Origin of the sequence: Arachidicoccus terrestris, from assembly GCF_020042345.1 — a bacterium.
Lineage (GTDB): Bacteria > Bacteroidota > Bacteroidia > Chitinophagales > Chitinophagaceae > Arachidicoccus > Arachidicoccus terrestris.
This window is the reverse complement of the sequence record NZ_CP083387.1, coordinates 2023784-2041511: the sequence shown is the minus strand read 5'-3', so window position 1 is coordinate 2041511 and position 17728 is coordinate 2023784. Positions and strand designations below refer to the sequence as shown.

The window sequence follows — 17728 nt, the reverse complement described above, 5'->3', positions numbered from 1 at the left end:
TCGATTATGAAGTCATGTATTTATAGTTTACTTTTTTGTTTATTACTTTCATCTTGTCTTCCTGAGGGGCAGCGTGGCCAAAAACAGCTTTCCTTAAAGGATAGCACGGATATGTATGTTTCTAAGAAAGATTTGTCTGCTATTGTAGTTGGCTACTGTACGCCCTCACTGAGCGCGCCATTTTATGTTGCGCTGGAAAAGGCCGTTCGGGAAAATACGTTGCATTATGGAATGCAATATCTGTCTACTGATGGTCAGGGCGATATTAATAAACAGGTATTGGCAGTAGAGGATTTGCTGTCTAAAGGGATAAAAGTGCTGATTCTTAATCCGCTGGACCCTAAAGCGTTGATTCCGGTAGTAGAGAAGGCCAAGTCAATGGGAGTCGCGGTGTTCATTCTGGACAGTTTTATTGATGACGCCGCTCCGTATATTTCCAGCGTTGTTGCCAACAATCAGTTGAATGGAGAATTGCTTGGACAGTGGGTTGTCAATCATGTTGGAAAGTCACAGCTTAAAATCGCTTTCATTAGTGGGAATCAAGGTAATCCAGTAGGGCGGGAAAAGAGGCTCGGTTTTGTTAGAGGACTCGCAGATGCACAGTTGCATAATGAAAATCACACGAGTTTCAAAATTATTACCCAGGGTTGGGGAGGCTGGACGAATAACGGCGGCCTGAAGGCGATGGAAGATATTCTGGTGGCACACAAGGATGTGAATGTGCTTTTTGCAGAAAATGACGCAATGGCCATCGGTGCTTTAAAAACCATAAAAGAAATGGGGCTGGAAGGGAAAATCGCAGTTGTGGGTGTCGATGGCCAGAAGGAAGCGTATGCATTGATTAAAAAAGGAATTTATAGTGTTACGGCTCAAAACAGTCCGGATATTTTAGGAGGGAATATGGTAAATGTGGTCGTTCGGTATTTAAATGATGAAAAAGGTATTAAGCAGGTGAATTATACGAAATCAGTGGTAATTGACGCCGAGAATGTAAATCAATTTTATAATCCGCAATCCTTATTCTAAGATGGTAGAGCTTAAGGGCATTTCGAAAAGTTATGGGGGAATTCAGGCACTGGATAATGTGAACCTTACTATTGAATACGGAAAGATCCATGCTTTGTTGGGTGAAAATGGTGCGGGGAAATCCACATTAATGAAAGTCCTTTCGGGGGCTGTTAAAAAGGATACCGGCATAATTCGCATAGATGGAGAGGAAAGGGATATAGACTCTCCTAAGTCTGCAAGGGAAGAAGGGATAGGGATTATCTATCAGGAGTTCTCACTTGTTCCTGAACTGACGGCTGCCGAAAATATATATTTAAATCAACTGGGAGATTCATTTTGGATTGATTGGAAAGCGCTCTATAAAAATGCTGCCCATTTAATTGAAAGTCTGGGGTTTCAGTTGGATGTAAGGAAAAAGGTGGCAAATCTGAGCGTTGCTGAACAACAAATCGTGGAAATTGCTAAAGCCTTGACTTCAGATATAAAACTCATAATTTTTGATGAGCCCTCAGATGTCTTGGGGGCGCATGAAGTGGCTATTTTGTATAAGGTACTGGATAAGCTCAAAAAAAAGAATATTGCCATTATTTATATATCCCATCATTTACCGGAGATCTTGGAGATTTCAGATAGTATTACCGTTTTAAGAGACGGCAAATCTGTTGCGACCGTTGAAAACAAGGATTTGAACAATGATAAGCTAATTGCTTTAATGTTAGGTAAATCGCTTCAACGGGTGTTTAGAAATCCGGTGGAACATTTAAACCGGCCTTCTATCTTCAGCGTTTCAGGCGTAAGACTTCCCATGGGCAATGCTGACGTTGAATTGGAGGCAAGGTCCGGAGAAATTTTGGGCATTGCGGGGTTGGTAGGATCGGGCAGGACGGAGCTCTTAAGAGCGATTTTCGGTGCTGATGGAGCTAAGAGGAAAAAGGTGTCCATTGATGATGTAAACATTCAGACAGATTCCCCAAAGATGAGCGTGGCCGGGAAGATTGGTATGGTTCCCGAGGACAGAAAGAAGGATGGTGGCATTCTCAGCCGTAGCATACGCGATAATATTTCAATGACGAATTACGCCCTGATCAAGAATGCATTTGGATTTATTCAAGAGAAGATAGAGCAAAAAAATGTTACCTCCCTCGTGGACCGGCTTAAGATCAAATGCGCATCTATAGATTCGGAAGTGGGCTCCCTAAGCGGAGGCAATCAGCAGAAGGTGATTCTTGCCAAATGGATCAACAGCGGTGCAGATATTTTATTGATTGATGAGCCCACCCGGGGTGTGGATGTCGGAGCACGAGCGCAGATATATGATATTTTATTTGACTTAGCTAATAAAGGAAAAACGTTAATTGTCGTTTCCTCTGATCTGGAAGAGCTGATGACCATATGTGACAGGGTGGCTGTAATGAAAAAAGGGGTATTTACAGGAGAGGTGTTAAAAGAAGGCTTTTCTGAAGAGAAGTTGCTTCGGCTGGCTATAGAATAACCATAAAATTATAAAAGCTAAATAATGAGGATTAAAACAACCCTTGGTAAATTTTATCAGTACAATACAATCGCTATTTTTATTCTAATGTTGATTGTATCGGGGCTGATTACACAGAATTTTTTTTCAGTAAATAATATCTCCAATTTGATCCGGCAATCTGCGCCGATCGGTTTGATAAGTATGGGAATGTTGTTAGTAATACTGACAGGGGGCATTGACTTATCGGTCGGATCGGTTGTTGCAATGATAGGTGTTTGTTTTTCGCTGTTGAGCTATGAAGTATATTTTCCTGTAGCGTTTGCTTTATCCTTGTTAATCGGGCTGGTGCTGGGTGCGATTTCAGGTTACCTTGTGGCCTATAGGAAGATTGCTTCCTTTATCGTCACATTAGCAATGATGACGATGATCAGAGGCGCCGGCTACCTGCTCTCAAAGGGAGCACCGGTAAGTGTCGGTCCTCATTCTTCTGATATATTTATCCTCGGGTCTGGTTCGATAGCGGGAATTCCGATCTCTGCTGTCGTTCTTTTAATAGTATTCTTTATTTTATATATACTGCTTAAATTTAATGTGTTTGGGCGCGTTGTCCTGGCCATTGGTTCCAATGAAGAAGCGGTGCGTTTATCTGGAATTGCGGTTAAGAAATCAAAGTTTGCTGTATATGCAATCTGTACCGTACTTACAGCTTTAGCCGCATTATTAATGGTTGGTCGTACCGGCGTGGGTACGCCAAATATAGGAATAGGCCTTGAGCTGGATGCGATAGCTGCCGTGGTGATCGGAGGTGCTTCGCTTGCCGGCGGCAGGGGGTCTCTACTAAATACACTACTGGGTGTGTTTATACTTAGCATGATCGGTAATGTCATGAATTTATTGGATATCACCTCCTACCTGCAACAGATTATAAAGGGGGTGATCATTATTGCAGCAGTTCTTTTTCAACGCAGTTAAAATTATTTTATTTAGATGATATTAAACTATGAAAGTGCATTGTCGGCTGATTTGCTGAGTTTGCCACAAAAACAAAGTAAAAGCGTTGTCATGCCTATTGTACATTTCGGAGTGGGCGGTTTTCATAGGGCGCATCAGGCATGGGCATTGCAAAATTTAAAAAATAACTTCCGGGAAAAATATGCCGACTGGGGTATTTGCGGTCTTTGTATTCTACCGGGAGACTTGCCGTTTGTGGAAGCACTTCGTGTGCAGGACTGCCTGTATTTTGTACAAAGTTTCGCGGCAGATGGCTCGAGACATGATGTGCTGGTAAGTGCCATTAAAGAATTACTACATCCCATAAAAGATTACGCTGCCATATTAGATAAGATCGCTAGCGACGATACAAAAGTGATTAGCTTTACCATTACGGAAGGTGGATATAATGTAGATTATGACAAGCATATATTCATATGGGAAACACCTTCGATTCAAAGTGACTTGAAACGGGCAGATACGCCTCAAACCATATTCAGAATTCTGGCTGAAGGACTAAGGCAACGGATGGAAGCAGGTGCGCAAGGTATCGCACTGATGTCCTGTGATAATGTGCAACACAATGGCGATATCCTTCGTTTTGCTCTATTGGAATTTTTAAAGAAATTTGATCGGGATTTGATCATCTGGGTGGAGGAGCATGTTAGCTTTGTGAAAACAATGGTGGATCGAATCACACCGGTAGCTTCCACGCAACAGAAAAATGAGTTTGCAGCCAGCTACGGATTAGAAGATAGATGCCTGGTGGTTTGTGAAGATTTTTTTCAATGGGTTATTCAAGATGATCCCAGACTGAAAGGATTGCCCTATGAAGCGATGGGCGCCACCTTGGTCGAAGATGTTGCCCCCTATGAAAAGATGAAGCTGCGCCTACTTAACGGCGGACACTCCTTAACAGGCCTATTGGGAGAACTGCTGGGATATGACAGAATCCACACGGCCATTGCGGATCCTCTTATTAAAGCCGTTTATATCCACTATTGTCAGGAGGAAGTGATGGATACGCTGGATGAAATACAGGAAGTGCATTATATGGAATATATTAACGAACTGGTACGCCGGTTTAGCAACCCGATGATCAACGACAGTACAGCCAGAATCATATCAGGTTCTACAGATAAGCTGCCTAAGTTTGTTTTACCGGTCATCTCAGACCAATTGGCCGCAAAAAGCCGAAAGATTAAATGGGGGATGCTGATTATTGCGGCCTGGTATTACTACCTGGCAACTGCTTTTAAAAGGGATGAAATGGCGATGGTGGTAGATCAGAATAAAGAGACGCTCTTAGAATTGTTCCGCACTGATGGATTTGATGCTGGCATTTTCTGGGACAATGGCCCCGGGTTGGAGGCCGTTCGGTCTTCAGATGCGGCACAGTCGTTATTTGTTGCCTATGTTCAGGGTATATCAAATTCTGATATCCAACTGAGAAGGTTATTTATTCATCAATTATTAGAATCTTAGTGATAATGGGGAAAAAAATAGTTTGTTTTGGGGAAGTGTTGTGGGATGATTTTGGTGTGACAAAAACAATTGGTGGGGCGCCGCTCAATGTGTGTTATCACTTATCTAAACTAAACAGACAACCGATCATTGTTTCTCAGGTGGGTCAGGATGCACTTGGAGTTAAGCTTATCAGTCATATTGCAAATTGGGGAATAGATACACGCTTCTGCCCTCAGACACAAACCTATCCCACATCTACTGTGGTGGTTAATCTTTTACCTGAAGGAGAGGTAAAGTATGATATTACAGAGGCTGTAGCGTGGGATTACCTCACTTACAATGACACCCTCGCCGGAGAGATTGCAGATTCGGATGCTTTTGTGTATGGAACATTAGCCGCCAGAAACCAAATGACCAGAAATGTGTTGCTGGAATATCTTAAAGTCTGCAACTGGCCGATACTGGATCTCAATCTCCGCCAGCCCTATTGTGAACCGGAGGTGATTATGCCACTTATAAGGGCATGTAAGAGTATTAAAATCAATCTGGAAGAACTGTATTTCCTATGCCGGTTATGTAAAGGATCATGTAGTAGTGAAAATGAAGGGGTATCTTTGGTTTTATCAGCTTTTGATAATTTGGACGAAGTGATACTTACAAAAGGGGCAGAGGGTGCCTCTTATTATAATAGGGATGTATCTGTAAATGTGCGTGGAGTCAAAATACAGGTTCAGGATACTGTCGGAAGTGGGGACTCCTTTTTAGCAGCGTTCATAAATGGAAAGCTTTCTGGGAAGGGTAACAAAGAGGTTTTACAAGAGGCTGCTATTTTGAGCGCTTATATTGCGACGCGTAATGGAGGCTGTCCCCCCTATACTTTAACAGATTTAGAGAATTTTAAAAGTTCATTAATATGATTAAGAATGTGAAATGCCCTGCATTATTGTTCGGTTTACTGGTTTTAACGATAGCGACCTGTGTGGCTCAGAGAAAACTTCATAGAACTGTTATAAAAAACATGGCTGAGTTGCAGCAGTTTTTTCATTATGAAGACGATAAGCCTGTAATTATTTCCGGACATCGGGGTGGGCTACTGCCAGGTTATCCGGAGAATTCAATAGAAGCCATGGAAAAGACGCTCACTTTAATGCCTTCGTTTTTTGAAATTGATCCCAGGTTTACGAAAGACAGCGTTATTGTATTGATGCATGATGATGATTTGGAGCGAGTATCTGATATGAAAGGAAAGGTAAGTGCGCATACCTATGCGGAAATTAAAAACGCAAGACTGAAGGATCGTCAGGGGAACCTGACGAGTTATAGAATTCCAACGTTGGTAGAAGCCTTAGAATGGGGCAAAGACAAGACGATCTTTAATCTGGATAATAAAAATATACCCTGGTCAAGGTATGTTGAAATGTTTAAGGATAATAAGTATCCGAATCTGATCTTAAGTGTTCGCTCTATGAAGGAGGCATTGTATTATTATAATCGGTTGGATAATGTTTTATTGTGCGTGGCGATTAAAAAAAAGGAAGATCTGAACGCTTTCATTGCAACCAAGATTCCATATAACCGGATTATCGCCTATGTTGGAGATTCAGTCTCAGATAACACAAATGATATTTGCCGTTTTTTAAGACATAAAGGCGTCATGTGCTTTTATTCCTTTCCCCCGACGTTCGACAAACTGAGAACAAATGCGCAACGCAAAAATGCCTATATAAAAGAACTGATTAAGCGGCCTGATATTATCGAAACGGACTACCCGGCTTTGTTTGCGGGAATGATTAACTAGCTGAATGCGGGAAAAGGAGCGTGTCTGTGATGCGCGAACCCGCCATAAAGTTGAATGCCCTGCAAGATCATAATGACTGGTATGATTTCTGTTTGGGTTTTCTCGTTCTGCCGGCTGCAGTTGAGTTGCTAATTGAGCATCAAATTTTTATCTAACTCAATCGATTGCTTAAAATATTTGTTTTATTGTCTATACATGATGCTTTATAAAATATAAAGTTTAATATTGCTATTGCGTGCAGATGGATAAATTGCTTTCATAACTCTGTTGCCAGTAATTTGAAATTAGGAAAGAAACGATTGGCGTATGGCGATGTGGCGCTTTGCCGGCAAGTAAAGACTGGGTTATCCGATTTTCGGAAAGGAAAGCTTTGAAAAAAAGAACTGCCTAGCTAGCATTATTAGAAATGGATCAGCAAAATGCCCATTACAGCAATGACGAATTATTGGATCGCTTAAAAAATGGTGATCTGCAGGCTTTTGATGCTTTATACAAAAAATACTTTAAGCTGCTGGCTGTGAGCGCCTTTTATTTTCTTAAGGATGAAAGTGAGGCTTATGACCTTACACAGAATCTTTTTATGGATATCTGGGAAAAGAAACTATATGAAAATTTTCATGAGGACCTGAAAGGTTATCTATTTTTGGCAATCCGGAACAGGTGCTTTAATGCTATTAAAGCACGGGAGAGAAAGATAGAAAAGCAGCTTGAGTACCAGTTAATGTATACGGACCGTTTTATTGAAGAAGATCTGGAAGGCGCTGATAGGAATTATTCTGTTCTTCTATCCCGGTTAATGGAGCGGTTGAAAGGTCAAAGGAAGACGGCGCTTAACCTGGTTTATTTTCAGAAAAAGAAATATAGTGAAGCGGCTGAGGAGATGGGTATTGGCGTCAACTCACTTAAGACTCATTTAAAAAGCGCGTTAAAAGTATTGAGAAAAGGCGCAAAAAACGAAAATTAAATTAACCCATATGCTATTATAACTGTTGCTATTAGAATCATGAATGTTAAGGATAAAATATACCTCTTGTATTTTGAAACAATCACGGGCATCATTTCGCCTGAGGATCAGTCTTTTGTGCAACAGGAGTTAGAAGATAATGCAGCATTTCGACAAATATGGCTGACCCTGGAAAAAGAAGGACAGAATCTGAAAGTAGAAGAGTTCTCTAAACTGATCGATGAAAACGAAGCGCTGCAGGAGGTAAAAACGAGATTAAATCAGCGACAGCAGGACCAGCGAGACGCCGGCAATGTAAATAACCTGTCAGATGATCCATTTGCGACGGCAGGTAATCTAAAGGAGAGAGCGATTGATACCAATGAGAATAAGGATTCTGCAAACAAGCCGGACGCGTTAGGCAAAACGCCTTCCAGGATGATTCGTCATATGTGGAGATGGGCTGCAGCTGTATTTGTGCTGGCCTGCCTATCAGGCCTGGGATATTGGATTACCCGCAGCGAAAAGATAACCAATATCGAAAAAATCGCTTCAATTGTCCGCCAAGATAAAAAAGAGATTGAGCTGCAACTGGCCAGTGGTAAAAAAGTGGCCATCGCTGCTCAACAACCCGGCCGGACAATCCAGATAAAAGGTGGTGCTATCGCCTTGAATACAGATAGCCTGACATTTAATGCAGCGGACACGGCCCAGAATCTGCTGACTGTACCGGGCGGAAGGTTTTACCGTATAACGCTGGGTGACGGCACAAAAATTACACTTAATTCATCGACGAGCTTACGTTTCCCATTTCACTTTACCGGTGCTACCCGTGAGGTATATGTAGATGGGGAGGCTTATTTTTCGGTAACAAAAGATCCTGCCCATCCATTTATTGTTCACACGCCGCTTACTTCTATTAGGGTATTGGGGACTAAATTTAATGTGAACACTTACCAGAAAGGTGCCGTTAAAGCCGCCCTGGTGGAGGGCAGTATTTCCACCAAAGACAATAGCTCTGCCAGAAAGCCGATCTTACTTCGACCAGGCAACGAAGCTTCCTTTGAAGTCAAAAATGGGTTTAAAACGCATGCATTTGATAAGGATGACGTTCTATCATGGCTGGACGGAGTCTATTATTTCCATAATATGACGATTGACCAGCTGGCAAAAGTTATTTCCAGAAATTTTGGTGTCCCGGTAACGGTAGCTGATGCGAAAACAGGCGCCCGTTCGGTAACCGGTGTAATGAACCGCAGTAATCTTCCTGAACTATTAAGTGATCTGTCTGTGACTGCCGGTGTGCGGCCTTACTATAAAGATGATCATCTTTATTTGCAATAAGATATATTCGAAAGGTTGATCTTAATAACATCATTGTCACGCCGCCTTTTTCTTCTTTTGGGTATGTCATACTTCGATGTTTGGACACAACGGAAACTATCGGCACTCGATTTTTTTTCCGGAAGCAAGCCATTGGCAATGAGGGTGTTTTATTTTTTTCTAGCGGTAAGAGCGAAAAATTAAAAATAAAAGTTAAGAATGGTTCACCCGTTTTTAACGAATCGTTGTTATTTATTTATGAAGAACAAGGTTCTTCTTCTATTTCTCCCATGCTACTTAAAAAAGATAATTATGCACATGATTGCCTCACGTCAAAAATGGCGTAGATTAAAAGTGTATTTGAACCTGTGTCTTTGTTGCGGCGCATTCTTGTTGCTGCTGTCAGGTCCCCGGGTAATGGCTCAGCAGGCTCCCGAAAAACTCAAACTACCGGTAACTTTACATGAGCAGCAGACACCTCTGTTGAATGTCTTACGTTCGTTAAAAAAACAGACAGGGCTGATATTTTTCTATTCCAATGATGTTTTAGATGATGGCCAATTGGTTACATTGGATTGTAAATCGAAGCCGGTAGGAGAGGTATTGAATATGTTATTTGCAAAAATGCCTGTTCAGTATACCTTGAAAGGAGACAAGATCCTGATTGTCAAAAAGGTCAAAGCGCCATCTCTTCCCAAAGAAAAGTCGCCGGCTGATCTCCCCGCGGTTGACAGCAATCGTATCAGAGGGACGGTGATGGATGTCGATGGAAAACCCATAGCCGGGGCTACTGTTTTGGTGAATGGCTCCAATGAGGGAACGCTCACAGATGTGCTGGGTGCGTTTGCGATGGCAGCGAAGCCCGGTGCGACCATAACGGTCTCCATGGTGGGTATGATCAGTCAGGAGGTCGCTGTCCCCGAAAAAGGAACGATGAAAGTAACACTGGTTGCTAAGCCAACCATTCAAAATGATGTGGTTGTCGTCGGATATGGCAAACAGTCCAAGCTGACAGTCACAGGCGCCGTCTCCTCTGTTAATATGGAAGACATGCAGACTTCCGTACCCAGCCTCACCAACGCCCTTGCAGGCAAGGTAGCCGGCGTGATTTCCGTCCAGTCCAGCGGAGAACCCGGATATGACAATGCGCAGTTTACTATTCGGGGTATCGGTACATTTACGGGTAATACTTCGCCACTGATTATTGTGGACGGTGTACAAAGAGATGACGTGAACAGCTCTTATGGCGGGTCCTTCAATAATATCGACCCGGAGGATATCGCCAGCATCAGCCTTTTAAAAGACGCGTCTTCAACGGCCATGTACGGTGCGAAAGGTGCTAACGGCGTACTTATCATTACGACTAAACGGGGGATCGCCGGTAAGCCTAAAATCTCTTTGAAAGCAGAAACAGGACTTACGGGCTTTACGAAGACACCAGAAATGCTGAATGGTGTCGAATATATGAAACTCTATAATGAAGCGCGGCGGAACATGGGACTGGCGCCCGCTTATTCAGACGAAATAATTCAGAAAACAGCCAGCGGACTGGACCCCTACATGTATCCTGATGTGGATTGGATGAAAGAAGTTTACGGGAAAAGCTCCTCTCTGACCAACGTCAATTTAAATGTTTCAGGCGGTAGCGAAGCCGTACGTTATTATGTATCTGCCTCTTTCTATAATCAGGACGGGCCATATAATGTGAAAACATTGAACGACTTTAATCCTAACCTGAATTTTAAACGCTATGATTTCAGAACAAATCTGGATATCAATCTGACCAAGAGTACTATTTTGTCCATGAACCTGGATGCCATGCTGGTTAATGCGAAGTATCCGGGGATCTCTGCGGGATCTCTGTGGTATATATCTTATGCAACGACACCTGTAGGCTTCCCGGTAAAATTTTCAGATGAAAAGTGGGCGGGACCCATTGGCAACGGAGGCTCTAATCCTTTAAATGAAGTACAGAATAACGGTTATTCAAAAGAGTTCAGGCCCACCGTGCAATCTGTTTTTACCGTCAACCAGAAATTAGATGCCATTACCAAAGGGTTGAGTGCCTATGGCCGCTTTTCGTTTGATAGCTATGGGGAGTTTGATAATCGCCGGGCCAGACAAAATGATCTTTATGCAGCGTCCGGCAGGGATGATAATGGCCAGCTGGTTTTTGTGCAGACCCGGTTTGGCCAGCAATTTTTGAACTATTCTAAAAGTTCAACCGGAGAAAGGACGATGTATCTGGAGGGCAATATCAATTATGATCGCCGGTTCGGCCTGCATCACGTTGGAGCCATGGTACTGTATAATATGCGCAATCGCTTAGTAAGTTCAGCAGGTGATGCTGTCAGCTCAATTCCTTATCGCAACCAGAGCCTTGCCGGCAGACTGACCTATGGTTATGACGAGCGGTATCTGCTGGAACTCAATGCAGGCTATACGGGCTCGGAGAATTTTGAACCGGGTAGGAAATTCGGACTATTCCCTTCCGTCTCCGGTGGGTGGGTGATTTCAAGGGAGCATTTTTTTAAAACCTTAAACAATACGATCTCGCTTTTAAAGCTTAGGGCTTCTTATGGGATTGTCGGTAATGATAATATCGGAAGAGGCGGCCGGTTCCCGTATATTACGCAAATTACAGGAGGAGGAACAGCCGGATTCGGACTAAATGGAAGCGCCCTTGGCGGCCTTAATGAAAGTGTTATCGGTGTGCAGGATCTGACCTGGGAAAAGTCCTACAAAACAGATATCGGCCTTGAAGTAGGCATTAAGGACCGGGTGAGCATTACCCTAGATTATTTTAAGGATGATCGTAAGAACCTGCTTATCGCGCGCAAGACCTTATCTTCTATTGCAGGATATAACAACTCGGCCGTCTATGCCAATCTGGGGAAGATGAATAACCGGGGACTTGACGGAACGATAGAATATAATGACAAGATCGGTGAACTGGGGTTAAGGGTCTATGCCAATGCGACCTATGCCAAGAACAGAACAGTTTTTGAGGATGAGCCGATCAGAAAGTATGGCTATCAGCGAAGCACCGGTCACATGTATGGAGAATTCACCGGCTATATTGATGAAGGTCTCTTTGTTGATGCGGATGATATTTCAGGGCATGCCACCCAGGGGTTTGGCGTGGTGGCACCCGGCGACATTAAGTATAAGAACCTGAATCCGGAAGATGACAATGTCGTAGATGCTAATGACTGGACTTATCTGGGTAAATCTCCATTTCCTGAATGGTCCTATGGGGCCGGCTTTACGGTCAGTTGGCATAATATTGACCTGTCCATGCTCTTTCAGGGTGTATCAGGTGTGGGCATCATGGCCAATGGCTCTGAAATCCGTGGTAATGGCGCCGGCGCTGACGGCGTAGGCGTTATACCTTTTTCGGGTATCGGACAATTCCCCAATAACACAATGGCCATACTCAAAGACCGGTGGACGGCGCAAGACCCCAGGCAGGATGCCTATTATCCGAGAATCACCATTGGTTCACTGACGGATAATAATTATCTGAACAGTACCAGATGGTTAAAAAGCGGGGATTATATGCGTTTAAAACAGGCTTCTATCGGTTATACAGTTGTTTCCAGGAAGGTGAAAAGCGCCGGGCTTTCAAGTCTTTACTTTTACCTCTCCGGACAGAACCTGTTTACATTCAGCAAGTTTAAGTTATGGGATCCTGAACTAGGGTCTAACGGAGCCAAATATCCGATCAACAGAATGATCACACTGGGTGTCAGGGCCAACTTTTAGTAAAGTTTAAAAAAGTAAAGAACATGAAAAGCAATAATATAACAGAATCTCGCCTTTGTTTAATGCTGATCCTGCTGACAACCTTGCTCATGACGACAGGTTGCAGCAAATACCTGGATCAAAAACCGGATAATTTACTGACCTCGGATATGATCTGGCAGACCAGGGCTAATGCAGAAGCTTACTTAAACCAGGTATATAGTTATGTCGCCGCCAATAATGTGGATGATCGCTACACGCGTTTAGGTGGAAGTGATGAAACCTCTTGCAGCATCGCCGGGGTGCCGGTGCGCCTGATGACCTCAGGCAACTGGAATGCGCAGAGCAATTTCTGGCAGACCTGGGGTAGTTATTATGCCGGCATCAGGCAGTCCATCGTATTTGAACAGAATATTGATCGTGTACCTAATGACCTTTTAAGCGCTGATCTTAAGAATCAGTATAAGCATGAGGTGTTATTTTTAAGAGGATGGTTCTATCTGGAATTATTAAAGCAATACGGTCCCTTTGTTAAATTAGATCATTTACTAAGCTTGAATGAGGATTTTAATCAGTATCCGAGGGCACCGCTTGACACTTGTGTCGCTACGATCAATAGCCTGATGGACAGGGCAGCCGCAGGCCTTCCTGATTCCTGGAATGCATCGAACTACGGCAGGCCTACGTCAGGAGCCTGTAAAGCCGCCAAAGCCCAGTTGGCACTGCTCGTTGCAAGCCCTCTGTATAATGGCAACTCTGAATTCAAAGATTTTAAAAACAAGGACGGCAGCCTACTGGTGCCGGTAAATTATGATCAGAACAAATGGAAAATTGCTGCGGATGCAGCAAAAGAAGTAATCGACATGGGGGTCTATAAATTGTTTACCAATATAGACGAAGGTGATGCGACCTTTGACCCGTATTTATCTTTCAGGGACCTCTTTATCACGAACTGGAATAGCGAGATCATTTTCTCCACGAATATAGTCGGCGACTGGTATTGGGGGCATGAAATACGGATCGCGCCGGCGCCCGGCGGCTATAATATGACTAACGCCACGCAAAATGTGGTGGATGCGTTTTATATGCGCAACGGCAGGACGATTGATGACCCGGCCAGCGGCTATACGGAAAAAGGATTTGTTCAGCATGACGACCCTGCCGGCTGGGGGTTGAGCAGGGATGGGGTCAAAAGAGGCTATGTTGCCGGTAACAGCAATATGTATGTTGACCGGGAAGCCCGATTTTATGCTGCCATCCTTTATAATGGTGCTCCGGTGATCGCCGCCCCTACAGTAGATGACCGCAATTTTTATTCTTCGCCGCAAAACGTCGACGGCAGGGGCAGGGTGGAGTTCTATTACAGCGGAAAGGCAGGTGTCCCCGTTACGACAGGAGATGTGACCGGATATCTCCCTTTGAAAGGCGCCAACCCGGCATCAAATACAAGAACCAATACGATCGTTTACAGGCCCTTTATTCATATGCGGTATGCAGAGATCCTGCTGGATTATATTGAAGCGCTCAATGAGTATGATCCGACCAATCCGGATATCGTTAAATATCTTGATGCGATCAGAACCAGGGCCGGATTGCCCGGTTTTGCCAGTGTCTATCCTGAGAAAATAGGCAAACAGGCTGAAATGAGAAAAGTGATCATCCATGAGCGTCAGATTGAGCTATGCTTCGAGGGGGACCGCTATTATACCCTGATACGTCGCAAAATGATGAATGACCCGAAAATTCAGACCATTTACAGAATGAATGTTTCTGAAAATGACAATGGTCAGGGGTTCGCTTTTGAAGACTATTATAAACGCGAAGTCTTGCAGGTCCGCTATTGGGACGATAAAATGTATTTATTTCCTATTTACCAGGACGACCTGGATAAGGACCAGGCATTGGTACAAAATCCATTATGGTAACAGGTAGGGGTGTACAGATCGTGTTTTGAAGTAGTTAACGCAAGATTAAAAGAAAAAAAATATCGCATGAAAAAGTTCATCTTTATATTATGTATATCCATATGGGCTATCTTATTGTCCACGACAGGATGTAAAAAGGACCAGCAGGGAGATTACAGCCCGGCCGGAACAATCATCATTGACAGTTTTACGCCCAGCCGCGGAAGCGGAAGGACCGAAATGCTGATCAGCGGACAGAATTTCACCTCTGATACCTCTATGCTTGAGGTGTCCGTCAATGGAACGATACTGAAAGTCATTGCTGCCAGTACGAAGCAGATCATGGTTGTCGTGCCGAAAAAATGCGGTTCGGGGCCTGTAAGTGTCAGAATCGGTAAGGACAGTGCGAAAAGCGAAGGGATCTTTCAGTATTTATTCACCCGCACGGTCAGTACACTAGCGGGCAACGGGCAGTCTGGCTTTAGTAACGGCAGTGGCTTAAGCGCACAGTTTCATTTTACAGATCCCGTAAACAACTGGTATCGCAGTATGGGTATCGTTGTGGACGATGATCTGAATGTGTATGTGGCGGATCCCGGCAATCACTGTATTCGGAAAATTGATACGGCGGGTAATGTTACGACACTGGCCGGTAATCCATTTGTTTCCGGAAATGCGGATGGGAAAGGAAATCAGGCAACATTCAGTCTTCCCTATGATCTGTACATTGACAAGTCCGGTAATCTCTACGTAGCTGATCCCGGAAACTGGAATATTCGTAAGGTCACACCGGAAGGAGAGGTGACGACCCTTTTTTACACCAGCGTTGATCCCTGGACTCTGACGATGGATGAAAAGGATCAGACAATTTATTACAGTAGCTGCCGGATTCCCGGCCCGGTTTACCAGGTAAAAGCACCGTACACCACTGCTGAAGTGATTATTGACGGCCTGAACTACCCTTCCTGTATACGCCTTGATTCAAAAGGAAATCTGATAGCGGCTATAAACGGGGGAAATGTCATCACCCGATTTGATGCCACTACCTGGAATGCTACTGATATCGCCGGGCTGGCGGGTACAGCCGGATATGTCAACGGGAAGGGTGCTGATGCGCGGTTCTGTTTGCCCTGGGGGATGGCCATTGATAAAAACGACAACCTGTATGTAGCAGGCAATGGTACCTGGAACGGAGGAACGGATAATCTGGACCAGAGTGTCCGGTACATCGAGAACGGGACCTGGGAAGTAAGCACCTTTGCCGGAAGTGGAACCGCCGGATATCTGGAAGGAGTCGGGTCGGCAGCGTCATTTAGCGCGCCAGGTGGCGTGGCAGTTGATAAGAACGGAACCGTTTATGTGATTGATAAAAATAATAATGTCGTCAGAAAGATTATTTCTGAGTAGCACTCAGGGGATGACTGTTCAAAAGGAAAGCCTCCCAAAATGAGGCTGTCCTTTTGACTCTTTTAAATACTGTTTAATATTATTCAATGACGTGGTTGATGAATTGTCATAAAAGAATATGGCTTCTGTCAGTGAGCGTGATTTTTTTAAGCTGCTCGAAAGCTTCTCTTCCGACTGACAAAAATAAAAATGGGAGCAAGACCGGGCAACATGTTTATTATATATCTCCTGATGGGCATGATGATGGAAAAGGAACCATCGGAGATCCGCTTCAGTCCGTGAATGCGGTAATGCCTAAACTGGCCCCCGGCGATACGGTTTTGCTGAGAGGCGGACATTATTACCAGCCCGTCACGGTTACAAGAAGCGGTACCGAGGATAAGTACATTACTTTCAAGGCGTATCCCGGAGAAATACCTGTTATAGATGGTAGTATGCTTTCCGTTTCCGGTTGGCAGGCATTGGTGAATATGACGGATGTCAGCAATATTTGCCTGGAAGGGATCGATATGGCTAATTTTGTAACCGGAGATGGCGGTACGGATCCTGAAGGCATTAAAATTACAGGTACCGCAAGAAACATTCATATCAGGCAGTGCCGGATTTATAATATTAAAAATAATGCACCGCTTGCAAAAGGGCGCAGTGGTCACGCGATCCTGGTACTGGGTACGGGCCGTGAACCTATAACCGGACTGGAGATTACCGGTTGTACCGTACATGATACACAGACAGGGACCAGCGAGAATATTACCCTCGCCGGTAATATAGACGGGTTCAAAGTAAGCGGTAATACGCTGTATCATACGGAAAATATAGGCATCATTATCGCCGGCGGCGATAATCTGAACCCCAAAGGAGACCCTGCTACTAACTTTGCCCGCAATGGCATCGTCAGTGATAATACTTTATATAATATATCGATGGGCAATAGCCTCGATATATGGGGGGATATGTATGGGGCGATTGCCATCTATGTATGTGGTGGGGCGGGTACGATTATTGAGCGCAATATTGTATATGATTCAGACCGGGGAATCGGCCTGATCAGTGAGAGTAATCTATATGCCAGCAGAGACTGTATTGTCAGGAATAACTATGTCTACAATTGTAACAGAACAGGAATATACATGGGTGACTACCTGAATTTTGTCGGATCCGGAACAAAAAACTGTTATATACTGAATAATACGCTGTTTCAAAATAATCGTATGAAAGGCGCGTTTGGGGAAACAGAAGGTGAGATCAGGCTAACGGAACACTGCGAGAATAACGTTGTTATGAATAACCTGATCTATGGAGGTCCTGGAGATATATTTATTCATAAGTATACCGGATCAGGAAAGGATAATACGATTGACTATAATTGTTATTACAGTCCAGATGGTGGTGCATGGAACTGGAATCATATCCAGGATGATGAAAATATTGCGGATTTCTCCAACTGGCAAAAAGTAAGTGGGCAGGACACCCATTCGGTTTATGGAATAGACCCTGGATGTAAAGATCTGCAAAAACCGGATTTGCATTTATCGCTTCATTCGCCTGTTTGGAATGCGGGTCATTTATTAGAAGACATCTCTTTATTTGGAATGACCGATATCTATGGCGCGCCCAGAATTGACAATAAAAAAATAAGCATCGGTGCTGCCCAGATTCCCTAACTTAGC

At 43.9% G+C, this 17728-nt stretch carries 13 protein-coding genes; all 13 read left to right on the top strand.

The window, feature by feature from the left end; all coding sequences use genetic code 11:
* Positions 1-6: 6 nt before the first annotated feature.
* Positions 7-1026, top strand: a complete 1020-nt coding sequence (locus K9M52_RS08155; protein ID WP_224071566.1) for a substrate-binding domain-containing protein — start codon at positions 7-9, stop codon at positions 1024-1026.
* A gap of 1 nt (position 1027) precedes the next feature.
* Complete coding sequence (locus K9M52_RS08150; RefSeq protein WP_224071565.1) at positions 1028-2500, top strand: sugar ABC transporter ATP-binding protein; 1473 nt, start codon at positions 1028-1030, stop codon at positions 2498-2500.
* Positions 2501-2524: 24 nt separating this feature from the next.
* Positions 2525-3454, top strand: coding sequence for an ABC transporter permease (locus K9M52_RS08145; protein WP_224071564.1), 930 nt, complete (start codon positions 2525-2527; stop codon positions 3452-3454).
* A 15-nt stretch (positions 3455-3469) separates the two neighbouring features.
* Entirely contained in the window at positions 3470-4957 is a 1488-nt protein-coding gene (locus K9M52_RS08140; protein WP_224071563.1) for a mannitol dehydrogenase family protein, read from the top strand.
* A gap of 5 nt (positions 4958-4962) precedes the next feature.
* Positions 4963-5856: a PfkB family carbohydrate kinase gene (locus K9M52_RS08135; RefSeq protein WP_262902430.1), complete on the top strand. Its 894-nt coding sequence runs from the start codon at positions 4963-4965 to the stop codon at positions 5854-5856.
* Positions 5853-6737: a glycerophosphodiester phosphodiesterase family protein gene (locus tag K9M52_RS08130; protein ID WP_224071562.1), complete on the top strand. Its 885-nt coding sequence runs from the start codon at positions 5853-5855 to the stop codon at positions 6735-6737. Before K9M52_RS08135 ends, K9M52_RS08130 begins: the two co-directional genes overlap by 4 nt.
* Positions 6738-7143: 406 nt before the next feature.
* The gene (locus K9M52_RS08125; protein WP_224071561.1) at positions 7144-7701 is read left to right on the top strand and encodes an RNA polymerase sigma factor; all 558 of its coding nucleotides are present in this window, start codon (positions 7144-7146) and stop codon (positions 7699-7701) included.
* 66 nt (positions 7702-7767) lie between these two features.
* A complete protein-coding gene (locus tag K9M52_RS08120) occupies positions 7768-9024 on the top strand; it encodes a FecR family protein (protein ID WP_224071560.1) in 1257 nt (418 codons plus the stop codon).
* 80 nt (positions 9025-9104) lie between these two features.
* The gene (locus tag K9M52_RS08115; RefSeq protein ID WP_224071559.1) at positions 9105-9350 is read left to right on the top strand and encodes a hypothetical protein; all 246 of its coding nucleotides are present in this window, start codon (positions 9105-9107) and stop codon (positions 9348-9350) included.
* A complete protein-coding gene (locus tag K9M52_RS08110) occupies positions 9316-12768 on the top strand; it encodes a TonB-dependent receptor (protein WP_224071558.1) in 3453 nt (1150 codons plus the stop codon). Before K9M52_RS08115 ends, K9M52_RS08110 begins: the two co-directional genes overlap by 35 nt.
* A gap of 23 nt (positions 12769-12791) precedes the next feature.
* Complete coding sequence (locus tag K9M52_RS08105; RefSeq protein WP_224071557.1) at positions 12792-14672, top strand: RagB/SusD family nutrient uptake outer membrane protein; 1881 nt, start codon at positions 12792-12794, stop codon at positions 14670-14672.
* 66 nt (positions 14673-14738) lie between these two features.
* Positions 14739-16058 carry an IPT/TIG domain-containing protein gene (locus K9M52_RS08100; RefSeq protein WP_224071556.1) on the top strand — a complete coding sequence of 440 codons (1320 nt, stop codon included), beginning with the start codon at positions 14739-14741 and terminating at the stop codon, positions 16056-16058.
* Positions 16059-16156: 98 nt separating this feature from the next.
* On the top strand, positions 16157-17722 hold the full coding sequence (locus K9M52_RS08095; protein ID WP_224071555.1) for a right-handed parallel beta-helix repeat-containing protein: 1566 nt from the start codon (positions 16157-16159) through the stop codon (positions 17720-17722).
* Positions 17723-17728: the final 6 nt, after the last annotated feature.